This is a genomic window from Myroides odoratimimus, from assembly GCF_030326305.1.
In the GTDB taxonomy this organism is placed as follows: Bacteria; Bacteroidota; Bacteroidia; order Flavobacteriales; family Flavobacteriaceae; genus Flavobacterium; species Flavobacterium odoratimimum_A.
The window spans coordinates 50,074-67,273 of sequence record NZ_JACAKB010000008.1 but is presented as its reverse complement, the minus strand read 5'-3'; the positions used below and the strand labels follow the sequence as shown (position 1 = coordinate 67,273).

Genomic DNA, 17,200 nt, shown 5'->3' with positions numbered 1-17,200 from the left:
TTCAACTGTTATAATTAGAATCTATAAGTTAATTGAGCTGCAAAATTTCTAGGTGCAATCTCATTGATGTATCCTCCTCTATAATATGAAGTGTAACCTAACTCATTAAATATATTATTCATATAAACTCCTAAAGTAGCATTCTTATATGTATAAGATATCTGTCCATTAGCTGTGATATAACTTGGCATATCAAATGGACGTTTATTTACATTTGAACCATGTCCATCAGCAGTTCTAGCATATTCATTAACTGGTCTTTGACCAACATAATAAACTCCTAATCCTAATGAAAGTCCATTTAATTTACCGTCATTAAACTTATAATTAACCCATCCATTAGCCACATGTTCTGGAGCATTCATTGGAGCAGAACCATCTACATAGTTAGGGCTATCTTTATATCTAGCGTCTAAGTTAGCATATCCTAACATCACTTCTAAGTTATTAGTAATTTTACCATTAACTTCCAACTCAAAGCCACTACGTTTTAAACTACCTACTAAGATACTTTCTGTTTTAGATTGTTCATTAGTAATAGGATCAATATAAGGAGCTAATAAATTATCTTGATTAATCATAAAATAGCTAAAGTTAACTCCTAAACGATCATTATACCAATTAGATTTAAAACCAAACTCAACTTGTTTAGTATCTGAAGCACCAGCTGTACCTCCTCCATGAATAAGCTTATTAGACTGTCTTAAGCTTGAAGTTGTAGTGTATGAAATAAATGTACTAATATTCTCTTGAGGTTTAAAAATTAAACCAAAGATAGGATTCCAACGATCAATAGTAGCATTCTCAGTAGTGCTTCCATTTAATCTACTATAACGCACTCCTAACATTGCACTTAACTTATCACCAATTGCAACGTAATCTTGTACCATAAATCCAATAGTTGGACTCATCGTTCTAGTTTTATTAATATCACCAAAGATAATGTCCTCTGGGAATGTATTGTCAATCGGTCCTAAAACATTTATATCATTAGTATAATTTACTAAAGCAGGATTACCATTTTTGTCTTTCCCCCATACTTGTCCTGTTACACTTCCACTATTCGTTTTTGTCTGTCTATAGTCAAACCCTATTTGGAATGTATGTTTAAGAACTCCTGTAAAGATATCTTTTCCAACTAAATCAGCTTGGAATACTGAGTTATAATCCCCTGTCTCACCTCTAGACACAGTACGTCTAATATTTTGGAAGTCATTCCAATCAGTAATATCATTCTTTTTCTTCACTGTACCAACACTTGTAGTACGACTATCTTCATTATAAATAGAAGCAGTATATGAAGTTCTGAATGTCAACTTATCTGTAAGTTGTCTCTCAAAACGAGCAACATAATTCTGCATTTTAATACTCTGATTATCTCCTTTAAATCCTAAGAATTTATTGTGAGGCATTTTATATAATGCTTCAACATAATCAGGTGCTAAATTTACAGTTCCTCTATCTGGTGTATAATCCCCAGATAAATAATCCATCTCAACAGTTAATTTGGTTTTATCATCTATTTTCCAAGCTAACGATGGGTTAATATAGAAGTGATCATTTCCAGTATGCGTTCTCCACCCATCATTTCTCTCATAAGCAGCGTTCAAACGGAATGATACAGTTTCTTTTTTATCTAATACTTGTTCAATATCAAAAGCAGGTCTCACATGTCCATAACTTCCTGTACGGAAGCTAACTTCTCTTTTATTTTGAAAATTAGGTGTTTTAGTAACTAAGTTAATAACACCACCCGCAGCTCCAAGACCATTACCAATTCCTTGTAATACAGCTGCTGATCCTTTTATTACCTCAACACTTTCTACTCCTTGCATATCAGCCATAGCTGATGCTGTTCTAAAGTCAGAGTCCATACCTACACCATTACGTAATACAGGAGTACCTCTAAATCCACGAATAGACATACTCTCAGCAGGCCCACCATAGTTAGAGAACTGTACCACACCAGCTACGTTACGTGCAGCGTCAGTAATAGTTAATGCCCCTTGTTCTTTAATAATATGTCCTGATACAATACTAATAGACTGAACTTGGTCTTGTAATCCTAATGGAAGTCTAGTTAAATATTGTAGTTTTTTTACATCCTTATTACTTCTACCATAAACAGTAATATTATTTAACTGACTATCTGAAGATAGAACGAAGTTAAGTACTTCATCCGTTTTTGCAACATTTAATTCACGTTGAGCATCAACAAAACCAACTGAAGACGCTTTTACTAGAGCTTTACCTCTAGGTACATCAACAAGTTTAAACTCTCCATTCTCACCAGCTTGTGTAGCCACATTTCCTTCCCCTACAAAAACTGTTGCAAAAGGAATTGGTTTATTAGTTTCATCCACAACACGTCCTTTAATTGTCGACGTTTGTGCTATACTTACTATTACCCCACCAATAGTAAACAAAAGAGTATTGATTAATCTCATACTTTATTATGTTATTTAGACTCATTTAACAAGTGCAAAAATAAAATGATTCTAAATAAGAAACAAACCTTATTAAGACTTTTTTTAAATAACTCTATACCAAATAAGTATAATCCTTACAAAACCTATATTTCGGTCTTATAAAACAGGGGATTTTTTAGGAAATTATCATTAATAGTATTTAAAAAAAATAGAAAGCATCCTCTATATGTTCTATATCAAAGACGTCTCCTTTCTTATGGATACCGATAATATCAAAACGAACTTCTTCTTCTCTTTCAAATTCGGTAATAAACAGATTAGCGGCTTTAATCAATAATTTTATCTTCCGATTATTTACACAATCTTGAGGGATTCCAAAATCAAGAGAGCTTCTCGTCTTGACCTCAACAAAAACAAGGATATCATCTTTTAAAGCAACAATATCTAATTCTGTTTTCTCAGCAAAATAATTTCTAGCGAGAATCTCATACCCTCGTTTAATCAAAAAATCGACAGCAGAAGTCTCTCCTTCTTTACCTACCTCATGATTTTTAGCCATATTATATAAACTTTAATTGAGTCTTCTCTGAATTAACTTCTAAATGAATCTGACTTCCTAAGTTTAATGCTAAATTGCTAACTCCATGTCCAGCAGGAAATTCAAAAACAATAGGATAATCATACTCTGCTGTTACAGATAGTATAATTTGTTTTGCATCATAACCAAAAGGTATTGCGTTATCATGCATGTCTGTCATCCCTCCAACTACTAAACCTGCAAGCCCTTCAAGCATACCATTTCGCTTTAGATTATGCATCATACGATCAATATGATATAAATATTCATCTAGATCTTCTATGAAGAGTACTTTCCCTTTTGTATCAACTGAAGACCTAGAACCTAAAAGACTATAAAGGATAGATAAGTTTCCTCCTACTATCTGCCCTTCTGCAATACCTAATCTATTACTACTATCACTGTCTATCTCATAAATAAGTTCTTGTCCAAATAAAGCTCTATATAGCGAATCTCTAGATTCTACTAAAGACTTCTCTACACTAAAAGCCATAAGTCCATGTATAGTCTCTACTCCTAGATTATGAATATGACTATGCAATACAGTCACATCACTAAAACCTATTACCCATTTCGGATTATCAACAAAACTACTAAAGTCAATATCATCAATAATACGCACTGTACCGTATCCTCCTCTAGCACACCATATCGCTTTTATGCTAGGGTCTTTTAATTGTTTTGTAAAGTCACTTGCCCTTTGTTGATCTGTTCCACCTAGTTGATAGCTATCTAAACCAATAGTATCTCCTAATACAACTTCGAGTTCCCATGATTCTAACAGAGCGATTGCTTGTTTCGCTTCTTCGTGACTAAACTTTCTCGCTGTACACACAATAGCTACTTTATCACCTTTCTTTAAATATGCTGGTTTTATCATTTTTTAAATACATTAAAATTACAATCTTCAAAATACTAAAGTACTTCTCTGATTTATACAAAATTAAAAATCAAAACTTAATTGTACTGCTATAGGCTTCTTCTTTTCATCTGTATTAAGATTAGAAAGTGACACACCTATTAGTCGGACTGAATCCTTTAGTTTTTCTTGATATAATAACACCTTCGCTAAATCAAGAATAATCTCTTTATCTGATACAAAATAAGGAACAGTAGTACTACGTGTTTGCTGTACGAAATCAGAGTACTTAATCTTCAATGTAATCGTTTTACCTCCTAAATTTTGTTTCTTTAAACGCAAACTAAGCTCTTCTACTAACATATCAAGCTTAGTCTCAATAAAAACCTCAGAAGATAGATTCTCATCGAACGTTCGCTCTGTACCTACGGATTTTATAGTTCGATTAGGCCTTACAGGAGAATTGCTAAGTCCTCTCACAATATCATAATATATTTGTCCTGCCTTTCCGAAATGCTCTGTTAAGAATTCTACTGATTTTGCCTTTAAATCTTTACCTGTGAAAATTCCCAAATGATACATCCTATCCGCAGTCTTTTTCCCAATCCCAAAGAACTTCTTTATCTCTAATTCTTCTAAAAAACTAATCACCTCATCGGGTTCGATCGTCTTTTGCCCATTAGGCTTATTGTAATCACTTGCTATTTTTGCTAAGAACTTATTAATCGAAATACCTGCTGATGCTGTTAATCCTGTTCGTTCTAATATCTTCATCCTAATCTCATTGGCTATCAACGTAGCACTAGGACATCCTATCTTATTCTCTGTTACATCTAAGAATGCTTCATCTAATGCTAAAGGCTCTACAAGATCAGTGTATTCATAAAAAACAGAACGTATAATACGAGAAACTTCTTTATATCTTTCAAATCGAGGTTTGACAAAAATAAGATGAGGACAATTCTTCTTTGCTATCATCGCACTCATTGCACTACGCACTCCATACTTCCTAGCTTCATAACTAGCTGCCGCGATAACACCTCTTTCTTCACTACCACCCACAGCTAGTGCCTTTCCTCTTAGTTCAGGAAAGTCTAATTGCTCTACAGAAGCGTAGAAAGCATCCATATCAACATGTATAATCTTACGATTCATCTAATCAACTAATTATCTATTCAGACCTAAAAAACGTCTTGTACAAAAATAATCTTCTTTTTTTTAAATATATTCTTAATAATCCTATTCTCTTTTTTTAATTTTGTAAGAACTATGAAAACATATAATGATAATTATATCATTATTGATTAACTAAAAAAAATAGCTAAACGTAATGAATGATTTTTTGGCACAAGCATTTGTCTTTCTATTTGCAGCTGTTGTATGTGTCCTAATTTCTAAGAAATTAGGAATGGGTTCAGTATTAGGATATCTTTTTGCAGGTGTTTTAATTGGCCCTTTTGTACTAAAGTTTGTTGGAAATGACAGTGCTGACATCATGCATGCTACCGAATTCGGTGTTGTAATGATGCTGTTCCTAGTAGGGTTAGAACTAGACCCTAAAGAGTTTTGGAAAATTAAAAACGAGATTATTGGACTTGGTACCGCCCAGGCAGTAGGTACTACTGCTATCGTTGCTGCAATTGCACATTGGGGTGTTGGTTTAAGTATCGGAACCTCCTTGACTATGGGGTTTGTAATCACCATGTCATCTACCGCAATTATCTTACAGACCATATCTGAGCGGGGATTAAATCAATCCAATGCGGGTAAATCAAGTTTTGCCGTACTTCTCTTCCAAGATATTATGGTAATTCCGATGATGGCTATTATTCCATTGTTAGCTGTTTCTACTAAGACACCTATTACTACTGAAGCTGACAGCTGGTTAGACGGAGCACCAGTTTTTATGAAAACACTAGCTATACTAGGAGCTATATCTATTATCTTCTTAGTGGGTAACTATATTGTAAACCCTTTATTTAAATCAGTAGGTCGTTTACAGATTAGAGAAATTTACACTGCTTCCGCTTTATTACTAGTGATTGGAGTATCACTATTAATGCAGATGGTAGGTTTATCACCTGCTTTAGGAGCGTTTATCGCAGGGGTAGTACTAGCGAATAACCCATATAAGCATCAGCTAGAAAGTGATATAGAACCCTTTAAAGCACTCCTCTTAGGAATCTTCTTTATTGCAGTAGGTTCTACTATCAACTTCCAGATCATAATCAATGAGCCACTTATTATCGCTAGTTTACTACTAGGTACTATGGCAATTAAAACTATTGTTTTACTAGCTATTGGAAAGTGGAAGAAGTTTCCAAAAGATCAGAACTTCTTATTTGCTATCTTATTATCACAAATTGGAGAGTTTGCCTTTGTTATTTTGGCATTAGGAAAAACAATTAATCTAATCAACCAACAATGGTATGATTATTTACTAGCTACTACAGCACTGTCTATGGTGGTGACGCCTATCTTGTTACTTCTTAATGAGAAATGGATTGCTCCTTACTTAGGATTAAGCCCTTCTACTACAGAAAAACAAGAATACGACGATTTATCACATATTACTGCTGAAAAGAAAATTGTAATTGCAGGATTTGGAGACTTTGGAAATACAATCGGACGACTACTGCAAGCTAATGATGTACCTACATTAGTTCTTGATAATGATGCAGAACGTGTAGATCATTTACGCAAGTTAGGCTTTAATGTGTATTATGGAGATGCTACTTCTATTAATATACTAAAGTCTATTGGTGTGGATCAAGCCGATTACGTTATTGCTGCAATGGATCCTCCTGAACTAAATCAACAATTAGTAGCTGTACTTCGTAAGAACTTCCCAAATGTAGAAGTTATTGTAAGAGCGAAGAACCGTAAGAATGCTTATGAATACTTACAGGATGGTCTTACAGAAGTGTATAGAGAGACTTTCTTCTCTGCTGTATATGTAGGTGGAGTAATGCTGGAAAAACTAGGCTTTAGCCATGAAGAAGCAAATATGCAAAGTGAACTTTTTATCAAAAGCGATAGAGCATCTCTTAGAAAGCTAGCCAAAAACATACATAATTTAGAAGACTACATCAATGTATCTAGATTAGAGTTTGCAGAACAATCAGAAATGTTGAAAAACAGTTTAAAGAATACTCGAAGTCACAATAATCAACCTAAAACAGCGTCTGATTCTAACGACATCAATTAATACAAGAGGGGCTATTACACGTGTAATAGCCCCCTCTTATTTATATACAAATAAATTACTTTGTTTTATCTTCTTTCTTATCCCCTGTCTGCTGTGCAGGTTTATCTACGATTACACTTGATGTAGGTAAGAAAAACTCCATCGGAAAGCTCTTAAAATGTTTCCATGTAGCTTTAACCAAATCCTTAGTTTCCTTCAGAGGTATATTGCGAGATCTGAATGCTAAGAATAGAGATAAAGAGAAACTCACTAAAAAGTTCATTAATCCTATTAACCACATTCCTACAAAAGCCCATACAAGCATATTTACAGGAGCATTAAAGCCTGATCCATACCAACCTAGAGCAATGTTACCACTTACAAATGTAATGTGTCTTATATCAATACCTAAACCTATAAACGCTCCTATTGTCCCACAAGTACCCATAAAAATACCAAACCAAACATTCGAAATAATACCAGGCCATTTTGTATCTACCCAGTTTGCCAATTTTGTTGTACTAGCAACACCAATATTTCTTTTTAACCATGGATGTTCTTGGATTCTATAAAATACTTTATTGTGTTTATTTCTATTTGATACATTACCTGATATAATACCTGACATAAATAAGAATACCCCAGCTATTCCTGCATGAAACAAAGCACGTGATTCAATAGGATCAGCATCTATTAACATTTTGTCCCATCCATGAGAAGTGATATTTACACCAAACAACTGGTCTATTCCCCAAATCAACAAAAGTGCCACGGGGAATGCTAAAATCACGTTACCAATGAAAGCAATGAACTGTGATCTAAACAACCTAGCGAATAGCTTAGCAAAGCCAATGTGCTTATCTACGCTGTCTATATGTTGTTTTCTTCCATTCTCAATAGCAGTAATAATTGTAGCTGCAGTCATTGCAGGCTGTTTTGTAGCTAAAGTAAAACCGAGTAAGTAAATTAAACAAAAACCTAATGCATAATTTAAACTATACAACATGGCTTCACCAAAATTACTTACATCAGCTTCATGCGCAAAAACTTTTAAAATACACATAAAACCAACAACAATACCAGCCCCCATAGACCCACGGAACATATGCCAGTATTCTTTACCCGTATTTGTAATGTAGTGCTCTCCTGTTTTAGCAGTATGTTGTGTAATCTCATAAGAGATCAGCTGTGTACTCTCTTTGACCAGTCCTGTTACATTATACTTATAACAGTTATATTCTATCAGCTTACGAGCTAGTGTTATAGAGTTTTGTTGTCGTTCTAATAATGTACCTTCTTTTACTACCAAGATGGAGATAAGAATATATACCCTTGCCAGTTGTTGTCTCAACCTAAGTAAACTTTGATTCACTTTCATAGAGATTCCATACTTAGAACTATTCTTGAAGGCTTGGTTTACAAATTCCTGACATTGCTTATGCAATACCACGATTTGCTTATAGTTAATATCATTCTCTAACAAGAACTTCATTTCTCCTTTATGGAAGCTTTGCAATACAATAGAAAACTCTTGTTCCAAAGCTCTAAAGGGGCTTTCCAAATGAGAATACTCAGGCACCATATTAATAATCGAGCTTTCCATCGCTCTACCACTCATACGCTGAGTAATAATATCTATAGATGTCAACAATTCGTTAAGCGCGCCTCCATCTTTCTCTTCTGTGAAGATAGTATTGAAATTTAGTAGGGTAAACAATTCTATTAACTGTTCTTCAGGTATCATATCTACCCATTCAGCATCAGTATGTTTATAGAACACCTGATTTAAAACGTATTCATAAGTCTGTTTCTCTGGCTGATATGGTAGCACCTTTGCCCATAATCTCTTTTTTACCTCATCGAAGAAATCAGCATCTTGTAGTATACCAGCATCTGATACCATACGACTAAAGTGTCGATTAGATAACAGTTCTTTTAGGTATTCCATTAAGGCTACTCTTTCTATCTCATGTGTCTTTAGATAAGCTAAAAGTGCATCAATAGATACTCTATTTATTTTTTTATTATTCTTAGGTCTAAAAATATGTACTAAATCAACAATAAAAAGTAAATCCTCTGTAGCATAAACCTTCCCGTCAATAACATATTTATTAAATAATTCCTCTACCCCATGAGGTGAGCGCAACATATGTCGTAATTTCATTTGAAAAAAAATCTACTTTTAAATCGTTAGTAAAATAAAAACGTTTATTTTGGCATAAAATTACATTTTATTCTTAACAATCATGATCGAAATAGAAAGAAAATTTCTAGTCAACTCTCTAGAATTCATAGAGCAATCCTTTAAGTCTAATAAAATAACTCAAGGTTATCTTAACTCTCATCCAGAAAGAACTGTTCGCATCAGATTAAAAGACACTAAAGCCTATATTACTATTAAAGGAAAGAGTAATGAAGCAGGTACTTCTCGTCTAGAATGGGAAAAAGAAATAAACTATGATGAAGCGAATCAACTTATAGCCTTATGTGAAGATTTTGTAATATCTAAAACGAGATATCTTATCCAAATTGATAAACACACTTACGAAGTGGACATCTTTCACGGAGATAATGAAGGTTTAATTCTAGCGGAAATAGAATTAACTACCGAAACTGAACAATTCGAGAAACCTATATGGTTAGGAGAGGAAGTGACAGGTGATCTAAAGTATTACAACTCTTATATCGCTAATCATCCTTATAAGAAATGGTAGTATTACTTAATGATTTTAATATCTACTTGTAGTAATCCCTCGCCTTTGTGATCCGCTAGTTTCATAAAGGCTTTTTTAGATAGATCTATTTCGCGCCCTTTAACAAAAGGCCCTCTATCATTAATACGAACTTTTACAGATTTTTTATTACTTACGTTCGTAACTTTTACTTTCGTATTAAAAGGTAAGCTTTTATGTGCGGCTGTCATCCCCGAGTTGTGGAATTTTTCCCCACTCGCTGTACGCTTTCCATTAAACTTTTTGTGGTAATAAGAGGCAGTTACATTTGATTTGTAATTACCTTTAGAAGTGTATTGTCCGTTTTTTACAGAAGAACAACTTCCTAAAAACAGGGTTAATATAATTACAAGAAAATAATATTTTATACTATAATTGTTCTTCATTTTCTCCAATAAACTTTTCTATTTTTACATCTAGAACACCGCGACCAACATTATCTGTTAGCTCACCAAAAGCTTTTTTAGAGATATCTATACTTCTACCTTTAACGAATGGTCCACGATCTGTAATAGTCAATATCACAAAGCGTTTATTCTTTAAGTTAGTCACTTTCACTTTTGTCCCAAACGGCAGTGTTTTATGGGCTGCAGTGTATTTTTGGTTGTCGAACACCTCTCCACTAGCTGTCTTTCTTCCAGTGAATTTATCGTGATAATAAGATGCTTGTGTATCATCATCTACTACGATAAAGTCTTCTGTTTCTTCTTCTCCTATTACGATAGAATCGTTGTCTAACTCTAGAGAATCCGGAGTCACTTTTGTCAATAATGTTTTTACATTATTTTCTTTTATGACTCTTGTAGTCCCACCGAAACTCGATAAGAAAATTACAAAAGATATAGCTAGTAAATATTGATATGTTTTCATGTTTTATAAAATAGAACAGAGGAATATTTGCAATAAGCATACCAATAAAAAAAGGACCTTCTTTCGAAGATCCTTTTTTACTCTATATTTTAATAAGCTTAAGCGAATAAACTTGGCATCCATACTTTCCATGGAAGTCTTGATAAAATCAACACTAATCCTAATGTATAGAAAATCGCAAATTTCTTAAACTTAGATTTACTATCTGTCGCTTTCTTGTGTTTAGACCATCCTATAGTGATTAATACTATCGCAATGATGTTAATCAATGGGTGCTCTAAAGCATAAAGTCTTAATGTAGAATCTTTCATTGCTACTCCAAATCCTTGAACCATTGGAGATACAAAATAAAGTACAAGACCTAATAATAACTGAATATGAGTGAATATCAATCCAAACAATCCTAATTTTCTGTCTTTGTCTTTAAACTCTTTGTTCCCTGATAATCCCATAAAAGCATTCACTGCTACTATAGCTAAGAAAATCAAGGCTAAATAAGCAACACCCGAGTGTGCCTCTTTAATAATAGTACCGAAATTCATATTGATGTTATTAGTTTAGAGGCAAATATAATTAAAACTATTGAAAGCCAACGGACACAATGAAGTTTTACAATTAATTTACACTCTAACGAAAACATCATCTTTATTTATAAACATAACCTACTTGTTCTTCTAATCTAATAACTCAGTCTCTTCCTAGATTAAAATTATCTAAATTCCTTTACAATGAATAAAAAAAGGTAAATTACACCCTATTACTCTAACTACTATACATTTATGCATCCCAACATGATTATCCCCTGGAGAAACATACTATCTATACTCGCTTTAAATATCATCCTAACCATAGTGATGCGCAATGTTCTGTTTTTCTTTATCCCTATAATTACGTTAGGTCTATACAGTATCTACTTTCTGACCTTCAAGAAGAACGAACTATTCTATCACCGCAACAATCAAACGCCGATTATAAAAACCTTACTCCTAACGGCCTTATGCTGTTTAGTCATCACATGTCTCATTCAATATTTATTACATGTCTTATAACCATACCCTACATATTGATAGCCTTAGCTACACGATTGAGAATACCCCCATACTCAGAGGCATATACCTCACTGCTTCCACAGGAGATATACTCAATATTCGTGGACGCAATGGCGCTGGTAAAAGTACATTAATGAAAATCTTATTTGGTACACTTAAAGCAAATCATGCTTATATCCGAATAGACAAGAATATTATCAACAATAAGCATGAGCTCAATCAGTACTTTAGCTATAAACCTCAATTCAATATCTTTCCTAAGCATCTTACAGTAAAAGATGTTGTAAAAGAAGATATGATTCGAAGCACATCCCTTCATCAATATTTAAATACTAAGATTAGTGACTTGTCAACTGGTGAACAACAACTCATCCAGACGCTTTACATTCTAAACTTACCTCAACCTATCTGTCTATTAGACGAACCTTTCGCAGGTATTTCTCCACTACTACAAGAGTTTATAGCAGACGCTATTAGAACCACTGCTAGACATAAAATCATCATCCTCACAGACCACAACACTGATGTAGTCAACACTATAGCTACTAAATCACTACTCCTAGAGAATGGAATATTAAAACCAATGCCCTAAGCAAGCCTAGAGCGTTGGTAAATAAATTTTATTAAACTTTATCTGTTATTAAAGATCTGTCTCATTAAACTGTCTCTCTATAATTTAGATTGGTTACTTTTTTCACACTCTTACTCTAAGAGCTAATCCTATCATACCAAAGAACACCAACAACATAAACCCTCTTCCTAGCCATATCTGTGTCTGTTGCCACCATGATAGACTCAGGGGTACAGCTACGGGTATTCTTGTCTCCACTACCTTTTGTTCTTTGATAAACTTATCCCTCCATTCGAAGAATAAGCGTTGAGCTTCTGACTCACAGTCTACGATTAGCTTATTATTTTGAAGCTGTACTTTTGGCGGTTGTAACACCTTGTTTTTACTGCGCTTTATATTCGCATCTTTCACAACTATTTTATTTCCTTGTACAGCTAATTCAGCTATATACTGACTCTTATCAGCAGGGATTACCAGTACCGTATCCCTCTTTACTTCTTCTACCGTCTGGGTTACCTGCTCAGTGGTGGTCGGTTGCATATTAATCGCTGTCTTGCGACTACCACAGCTCATCAATAGAAGTGCTAACAACAACACTAAAAAAACGAGCATATATCGATCATGCTTTTTCATATTCATATAGTTTTTTGATTATGTAATTGGGTAGACTGTATAGCATCACGAGTTACTAAACACACTGATAAATCCTTTATTGATCGTTTGGATATGACGTTTCTTCTCAGCCACGATGTACCCTTCTCTACTTGCTTGGTCATTCGTATTTCCTTCTATAGTTGTGATAATATCTCCATTCACAGCTATCACGATACCTGTATGACCTAATCCTTTCCCAAAGTCCATGATGAAGATATCTCCTACCTCAGGTTTAGTAACACGAAGCTCTTTACTCGCATTCCATTGAGCTAAAACTCCTCCAGTTTTCTTTAAAGGATTTGACAGTTTATAATCAGTACACACCTCTTGTACACACCAGTACACAAAAGCCATACACCACGCATACCCCTCGCCTAACCCTACGCTGTTCAGATACTTTTTTACTCCAGGTCCTTTATTATTCTTGATAGGCCATTCTTGTACATGAAGTTGACTCTGAGCTTGTTTAACTAATTGTGTTCTCATTCTCTCTTACCATTTAGCTGTTTATATTTCCTTAGTTCATCGATCAACTCCTTATTCTGTAGAGCCAATTTCTCTAGTTTCTGTTCTAGATTGATGATTACCTTCTTAGCAGCAGTTAGCTCATCGATAGCCTCACGGTGCAGATTAGACGTTTTATAAAGCTCATTGGTAGCTTCTTTTAATTTAATTCCTAAGTCATCTACTATATCCCTATAGTATTTTAGAGATTTCTCTACATTATCGAGCTCTGAGCTTTGTACCTCAGCTTTACTCTTACGTCTAGCAGCCCACCATGTCGCTAATGATGAAACTAAGCCTACTACCGTCACTATTATTGTTTCATTCATTAGCACACTGGTTTTGGATTGGTTATACTTTATTCATAACGATTAATTACATGTTTCGTAAAATATTAACTAGCTGTATAGTCTTACCAATATAGTTGACCATATCAGGAACTTTTTCATCAACTGAAATGTAATTGAATGGCACAAATTCATAATCTGAAGTATTTTCCAAATACACTTTAACATAATACTGACTATAAAACTCTTCATCCGGATATTTCCTACCATCAATTTCAGTTATTCCTAACTTGGCTATCGTATCACCATCCTTCAATTGGTAATTATAGTAAATACCTTTACATACATGAAATTGAATAAACTTTTGAATTTTTTTCTTTCCTCTAATAGTAAATACTCACAAATTTGAGTACTCCCGCTACACAACAAATCCTTATTGATATCTACTTTTACGCTTACTAATGAATCAACATTAGTACAATTTGCTTTCTGTTCTATTGACATAATTTTATTTTTTTTGATTGGTTAATACTTTTCTAAACAATAAAGACATAATTATCCTTGCTCGCTTTTTGACAGCAAGTACACTTTACTCTATTTTTTATTGGATTATAAATACTGTGATGAGATTACTCTCATCTGTAATGGAAAGAATATACTGATGGAAAGACATTGCACGTAGGCGCCAATTGTGCAAGTACTACTCCTATATTCCTAATTTTTATTTCTGCATTTCTACTCTACAAAGATCGTTCTTTTACTACCTTAACTCAACTTTCTGTTAAGTAACTGAACACTCTTGTTCACTTCTTATAGTCACTGTTGATAACCTAATTATTATTCTACAAAAATCTCACTTATCAACAGCATAACCTATTTGTTGTCAAGAGGCTGAACAACTCTGTTCACATCTTATAAACACTGTTAATAACTCTAATCTAAGTCTTTCATGGTTGCCTCTATTTTTGCGAGTTCTTTATACACTGGTGTATTCAGCACTTCATATAGAGTCGTACGAGAAATAGGATACACAGGACAGATATATTTCTTCCACACCACCGTCACTGGGATGTCTTCTGTCTTGTATTGATTATACAAATCCAAGATCAGCTTATATCTTCTCAACTTATTTAATTGACTACCTGCTACTCTTTTGGTCATAACTTTTATTTTTAATGATAAAACAATTTAATAATCGAAACTTTATTTACAATCACTTATTCCTTACCCACTACCTTCTACCTCTTAGCCTAGCTATTTTTTCTTCTAACTCACTAGATATTTGATAAGGTTTTAACTCTTCTTCTCCACCTACGCTTAGGTGATACCCTCTCTCTTGGTTTATACAGATACGCTCCCCAGAAGTGACGTATCCAGTGCCATTAGTTCTATATAAAGCACTGTATAGATACAGTTCACGCTCTATACTTCGTTTCTCTTTTAAAGTCAGAATAGCTGGCTCTCCTGCTTCAAATACGGTTGATGTACTCATCACTGCTTTCATAATAATTTATTTTTTGGTGTTGATATATCGAACAAAACACACCCAGAATATAAACATCGTTCGTATTATAAAGGAGAGTTCACTGCTTATTTAGAATATCTTACTTGTTTCTGTCGAAGTATTCTACCGCTATTATTTCAGTTTATCCCTTTAAAATTAGCTATCTATGCTTTTTTTGACTAATTTTGTTCCTATTACTTTTACAAACATACAAACAAAGTTTCGATTATAAAAACAATTAGAAACATAGTTTTTAAAATATCATTACTATTATGGATAGAATTCAACGCGTAAACGATGCCATCAAGTGGATTTTCTTTGAGGGATTAGCGAAGAACCAAACAGATCTAGCACAAAAACTAGGGTATACTAAGTCTTCTTTCTCTCAGATAGTAAATGGACGTGTAAACATCAGCGATAACTTTATAGAGAATCTAACCAAATTTGCCCTAAGCTTAAGCAAGCATTGGTTACTAACAGGAGAAGGGAGTATGTTATTAACATCACATACATCTCCAGCGATACAAGAGCTAACAGGAGATACTCCTACGCAAGAGCTCTATAACTTCGAAGCCACTAATATCACGAAGGATACTGTACCTGAGATTATGTATAATAACCACGGAAACAAGTTTACCTTCTACCCTGATGGGCGTATCTATATAGAAGTACTAAAGATCCCTTCATCAGCTCATGCTTCTTATATTACCTGCTATCAGGATGACGCACAGCTTATACAGGAGTTTGACACAGTACAGTTCAGAGTAGATAAGTTTGGGCTTGGTCATTATAAGGCATTTGATGTAGTAGGAGACTCTATGAATGGAGGAAATATAGAAGATACCCCTGATGGAGCAGAAGTACTAGGACGTGAAGTAGGACGACACCTATGGGAAGGCGGTTTTAGAAACACGACTTATGGATTCATCGTCATCACTAAAGATGCTACCTTCTTAAAAGACATTACGAACTATGACGAGAAAAAAGGTGTCATCACCTTATCTAGTCGTAATAAAATATACGAACCATTTGAATACCCTATTAATAGTGTATACCAAATATTCCACGTGATTAAACGTATTTTCTAAGCAGAGACCTTACTTAAAATAATAAAGCCAGATCGTAATCTGGCTTTATCTCTTTTTAGTGGTAACCTCTTATAGAGATCACACTCGCTAACATAATCTTATATAAGAATCTCACTTAAGGTTTTACACGTATTAGGATAACACCTTCTCTTCCTTCTTCACCATATTTTTCGACTGCTGCATCTCCTTTAAATACATCCATTGATACCATTTTATCTGTGCGTATATTTTTTAGATCTTCGGCAGACTTCTTCACACCATTGACATATACTAGTCCTTTATAGTCGCTATTCTGTACTTGAGTCATATCTTTGATGACTTTTTCTTTATATTTTTTAGTTATCACTTCTACTCTAGCCTCATTCGCACGATCCTCATCTGTCATTAATGTAAAGCCATACACACTACCATTACCCGTATAGCCAAGTTCGTCAGCTGCAGCTGCCCTATTATAAACGCGAACAGTTTTAACACCTGATTTCTCTATTAGTGCTTCTGCTTCATGTTTATTACTCTCATCATACAGCTTTCCGTTTACATAATACACAAACTCCCCTTTACTGCGCTTACCAGATTTAATGATAACTACATTCTTACCATCTATTACTGTGCCTTCCGTCAACTTCTTTCTGTATTCTTCTAAACGAAAATCTAGATCTTCTTTTGCTGCCTCCCTTTCCTTTCTCTCTTCTAGCATTCTAGAGCGAGAAGCTTCCGCTTTAGCTATACTTTCTTCTCGTGCTTTAGTTAACTCTTCTTTTCGTGCTTTTAAAGCTTCTTTTCGTACTTTTTCCGCTTTAGCTAGAATTACTTTTCTCTCTTCTAGCATTCTAGAGCGAGAAGCTTCCGCTTTAGCTATACTTTCTTCTCGTGCTTTAGTTAACTCTTC

At 34.1% G+C, this 17,200-nt stretch carries 17 protein-coding genes and 1 pseudogene; 4 read left to right on the top strand and 14 right to left on the bottom strand.

The window, feature by feature from the left end; genetic code table 11:
* Positions 1-14: 14 nt before the first annotated feature.
* The 4 genes from HX049_RS08245 to dinB form a co-directional block, all read right to left on the bottom strand.
* Entirely contained in the window at positions 15-2,447 is a 2,433-nt protein-coding gene (locus tag HX049_RS08245) for a TonB-dependent receptor (RefSeq protein ID WP_286415346.1), read from the bottom strand.
* 181 nt (positions 2,448-2,628) lie between these two features.
* On the bottom strand, positions 2,629-2,988 hold the full coding sequence (locus tag HX049_RS08240) for a YraN family protein (protein ID WP_286415344.1): 360 nt from the start codon (positions 2,986-2,988) through the stop codon (positions 2,629-2,631).
* A 1-nt stretch (position 2,989) separates the two neighbouring features.
* Entirely contained in the window at positions 2,990-3,886 is an 897-nt protein-coding gene (locus HX049_RS08235; protein WP_286415342.1) for a S66 peptidase family protein, read from the bottom strand.
* 63 nt (positions 3,887-3,949) lie between these two features.
* Complete coding sequence (gene dinB, locus HX049_RS08230; RefSeq protein WP_286415340.1) at positions 3,950-5,020, bottom strand: DNA polymerase IV; 1,071 nt, start codon at positions 5,018-5,020, stop codon at positions 3,950-3,952.
* 175 nt (positions 5,021-5,195) lie between these two features.
* On the opposite strand from dinB, the gene HX049_RS08225 reads away from it, so the two are divergent.
* Positions 5,196-7,073, top strand: a complete 1,878-nt coding sequence (locus tag HX049_RS08225; protein ID WP_286415336.1) for a monovalent cation:proton antiporter-2 (CPA2) family protein — start codon at positions 5,196-5,198, stop codon at positions 7,071-7,073.
* 55 nt (positions 7,074-7,128) lie between these two features.
* Here the strand turns inward: HX049_RS08225 and HX049_RS08220 are convergent, their stop codons facing one another.
* Positions 7,129-9,201 carry a site-specific recombinase gene (locus HX049_RS08220; protein ID WP_286415436.1) on the bottom strand — a complete coding sequence of 691 codons (2,073 nt, stop codon included), beginning with the start codon at positions 9,199-9,201 and terminating at the stop codon, positions 7,129-7,131.
* Positions 9,202-9,298: 97 nt separating this feature from the next.
* Here HX049_RS08220 and HX049_RS08215 point away from each other — a divergent pair, with 97 nt between their 5' ends.
* Positions 9,299-9,766, top strand: coding sequence for a CYTH domain-containing protein (locus HX049_RS08215; RefSeq protein WP_286415334.1), 468 nt, complete (start codon positions 9,299-9,301; stop codon positions 9,764-9,766).
* A 2-nt stretch (positions 9,767-9,768) separates the two neighbouring features.
* Here the strand turns inward: HX049_RS08215 and HX049_RS08210 are convergent, their stop codons facing one another.
* From HX049_RS08210 to HX049_RS08200, 3 genes are all read right to left on the bottom strand, one after another.
* Positions 9,769-10,170 (bottom strand): septal ring lytic transglycosylase RlpA family protein, encoded by a 402-nt coding sequence (locus tag HX049_RS08210; protein WP_286415332.1) that lies wholly within the window; start codon positions 10,168-10,170, stop codon positions 9,769-9,771.
* Positions 10,154-10,654 carry a septal ring lytic transglycosylase RlpA family protein gene (locus HX049_RS08205; RefSeq protein ID WP_286415331.1) on the bottom strand — a complete coding sequence of 167 codons (501 nt, stop codon included), beginning with the start codon at positions 10,652-10,654 and terminating at the stop codon, positions 10,154-10,156. The genes HX049_RS08210 and HX049_RS08205 overlap by 17 nt, the downstream gene beginning before the upstream one ends.
* A gap of 98 nt (positions 10,655-10,752) precedes the next feature.
* Positions 10,753-11,196, bottom strand: coding sequence for a hypothetical protein (locus tag HX049_RS08200; RefSeq protein WP_006259908.1), 444 nt, complete (start codon positions 11,194-11,196; stop codon positions 10,753-10,755).
* 496 nt (positions 11,197-11,692) lie between these two features.
* On the opposite strand from HX049_RS08200, the gene HX049_RS08195 reads away from it, so the two are divergent.
* Positions 11,693-12,295, top strand: coding sequence for an ATP-binding cassette domain-containing protein (locus HX049_RS08195; RefSeq protein ID WP_286415330.1), 603 nt, complete (start codon positions 11,693-11,695; stop codon positions 12,293-12,295).
* A gap of 102 nt (positions 12,296-12,397) precedes the next feature.
* Here the strand turns inward: HX049_RS08195 and HX049_RS08190 are convergent, their stop codons facing one another.
* From HX049_RS08190 to HX049_RS08170, 5 genes are all read right to left on the bottom strand, one after another.
* On the bottom strand, positions 12,398-12,907 hold the full coding sequence (locus HX049_RS08190; protein ID WP_286415326.1) for a hypothetical protein: 510 nt from the start codon (positions 12,905-12,907) through the stop codon (positions 12,398-12,400).
* A gap of 45 nt (positions 12,908-12,952) precedes the next feature.
* Positions 12,953-13,414, bottom strand: coding sequence for a CHAP domain-containing protein (locus HX049_RS08185; RefSeq protein WP_286415323.1), 462 nt, complete (start codon positions 13,412-13,414; stop codon positions 12,953-12,955).
* Positions 13,411-13,761 (bottom strand): hypothetical protein, encoded by a 351-nt coding sequence (locus HX049_RS08180; RefSeq protein WP_025125244.1) that lies wholly within the window; start codon positions 13,759-13,761, stop codon positions 13,411-13,413. The genes HX049_RS08185 and HX049_RS08180 overlap by 4 nt, the downstream gene beginning before the upstream one ends.
* An 891-nt stretch (positions 13,762-14,652) precedes the next feature.
* Positions 14,653-14,880: a hypothetical protein gene (locus HX049_RS08175; RefSeq protein ID WP_006259916.1), complete on the bottom strand. Its 228-nt coding sequence runs from the start codon at positions 14,878-14,880 to the stop codon at positions 14,653-14,655.
* Between the two features lie 70 nt (positions 14,881-14,950).
* Positions 14,951-15,223: a hypothetical protein gene (locus tag HX049_RS08170; RefSeq protein ID WP_286415321.1), complete on the bottom strand. Its 273-nt coding sequence runs from the start codon at positions 15,221-15,223 to the stop codon at positions 14,951-14,953.
* A 272-nt stretch (positions 15,224-15,495) separates the two neighbouring features.
* Between HX049_RS08170 and HX049_RS08165 the strand changes: the two genes are divergently transcribed.
* The gene (locus HX049_RS08165; protein WP_006259918.1) at positions 15,496-16,311 is read left to right on the top strand and encodes an XRE family transcriptional regulator; all 816 of its coding nucleotides are present in this window, start codon (positions 15,496-15,498) and stop codon (positions 16,309-16,311) included.
* A 115-nt stretch (positions 16,312-16,426) separates the two neighbouring features.
* Here HX049_RS08165 and HX049_RS08160 read toward each other — a convergent pair.
* Positions 16,427-17,200, bottom strand: a pseudogene (locus HX049_RS08160) (M56 family metallopeptidase); the annotation flags it as partial.

Excerpts from the sequence above, each read along its gene's own strand:
- HX049_RS08170 (WP_286415321.1), bottom strand. The coding sequence starts at position 15,223 with ATGAAAGCAGTGATGAGTACATCAACCGTATTTGAAGCAGGAGAGCCA.
- HX049_RS08195 (WP_286415330.1), top strand. The coding sequence starts at position 11,693 with ATGTCTTATAACCATACCCTACATATTGATAGCCTTAGCTACACGATT.
- HX049_RS08165 (WP_006259918.1), top strand. The coding sequence starts at position 15,496 with ATGGATAGAATTCAACGCGTAAACGATGCCATCAAGTGGATTTTCTTT.
- HX049_RS08220 (WP_286415436.1), bottom strand. The coding sequence starts at position 9,201 with ATGTTGCGCTCACCTCATGGGGTAGAGGAATTATTTAATAAATATGTT.
- HX049_RS08245 (WP_286415346.1), bottom strand. The coding sequence starts at position 2,447 with ATGAGATTAATCAATACTCTTTTGTTTACTATTGGTGGGGTAATAGTA.
- HX049_RS08190 (WP_286415326.1), bottom strand. The coding sequence starts at position 12,907 with ATGAAAAAGCATGATCGATATATGCTCGTTTTTTTAGTGTTGTTGTTA.
- HX049_RS08205 (WP_286415331.1), bottom strand. The coding sequence starts at position 10,654 with ATGAAAACATATCAATATTTACTAGCTATATCTTTTGTAATTTTCTTA.
- HX049_RS08185 (WP_286415323.1), bottom strand. The coding sequence starts at position 13,414 with ATGAGAACACAATTAGTTAAACAAGCTCAGAGTCAACTTCATGTACAA.
- dinB (WP_286415340.1), bottom strand. The coding sequence starts at position 5,020 with ATGAATCGTAAGATTATACATGTTGATATGGATGCTTTCTACGCTTCT.
- HX049_RS08215 (WP_286415334.1), top strand. The coding sequence starts at position 9,299 with ATGATCGAAATAGAAAGAAAATTTCTAGTCAACTCTCTAGAATTCATA.
- HX049_RS08235 (WP_286415342.1), bottom strand. The coding sequence starts at position 3,886 with ATGATAAAACCAGCATATTTAAAGAAAGGTGATAAAGTAGCTATTGTG.
- HX049_RS08180 (WP_025125244.1), bottom strand. The coding sequence starts at position 13,761 with ATGAATGAAACAATAATAGTGACGGTAGTAGGCTTAGTTTCATCATTA.
- HX049_RS08175 (WP_006259916.1), bottom strand. The coding sequence starts at position 14,880 with ATGACCAAAAGAGTAGCAGGTAGTCAATTAAATAAGTTGAGAAGATAT.
- HX049_RS08240 (WP_286415344.1), bottom strand. The coding sequence starts at position 2,988 with ATGGCTAAAAATCATGAGGTAGGTAAAGAAGGAGAGACTTCTGCTGTC.
- HX049_RS08225 (WP_286415336.1), top strand. The coding sequence starts at position 5,196 with ATGAATGATTTTTTGGCACAAGCATTTGTCTTTCTATTTGCAGCTGTT.
- HX049_RS08210 (WP_286415332.1), bottom strand. The coding sequence starts at position 10,170 with ATGAAGAACAATTATAGTATAAAATATTATTTTCTTGTAATTATATTA.
- HX049_RS08200 (WP_006259908.1), bottom strand. The coding sequence starts at position 11,196 with ATGAATTTCGGTACTATTATTAAAGAGGCACACTCGGGTGTTGCTTAT.